The sequence below is a fragment of the Borrelia persica No12 genome, assembly GCF_000500045.1.
GTDB lineage: Bacteria > Spirochaetota > Spirochaetia > Borreliales > Borreliaceae > Borrelia > Borrelia persica.
In genome coordinates, this window is record NZ_AYOT01000098.1 from 1 (window position 1) to 745 (window position 745).

The following is a 745-nucleotide window of genomic DNA, read 5'->3' on the forward strand; positions in this document are numbered from 1 at the left end:
TTATCAATATAATCTGTCTTAAAATAATGTTCCGGATGATCTGGATTAGTATCAAATATAATAAACTCGGGTTTTACTCTCAGTCTCTTAAGTGCTTCTTTTAATGTCTCTTTATGCAGTGTTGTTGCTTCATTAACATATATAATACCAGTATTCGAACCTCTAAATTTTTCAAAGTCCCTTATCTTATCACCACCATAAAGATTAACTTTTAATGAATCAATTTCAAAATATGACGTATTTGAATACTTGGGTGTAAATGGTATTTCAAGCATATTAGTAATTTCTTGAAACTGCCCTAAAACATTAAGCTCTAATGTTTTTTGTGTATTGCCTAAAATAAAATTATTCGTATCTCCTTTGTATAAATCTCTATTTTTAAGCAAAGTCTTAATAAAGATATATGATGCTAAGAATGTTTTACCAGATGCAATACCACCACAAAGAATAACTTTATTTTGTTTACTTCTCTCTATTGATTTAAGTACTGCCTTTTGTTTACAAGTTAAGTATTGTTCTTCAAATCCTTTAAAGTCAATTTCTTGTCTTTGTCTCTTCATTATAGTAGTTATATCAATCCCAAATTCTCTCTTATATTCCCTTTGCATAGATTTAAAAATACTACTACTGTATATATCCATTTATTTACCCTTCAAACTTAAATCTACTATTCTCTAAATCTGTTATCTTAAGTTTCTTCATTGTTTCATAACATAACTCCATTGTTTTGTCTTCTTTTGAACGT

Annotated in this window: 1 protein-coding gene; it reads right to left on the reverse strand. The window is 27.7% G+C overall.

The features are described from left to right. Nucleotides 1-641, reverse strand: a 641-nt coding sequence (locus U881_RS0101930) for a phage terminase large subunit (protein ID WP_024653074.1), incomplete at its 3' end; no start/stop codon positions are given. Between the last annotated feature and the right edge of the window lie 104 nt (nt 642-745).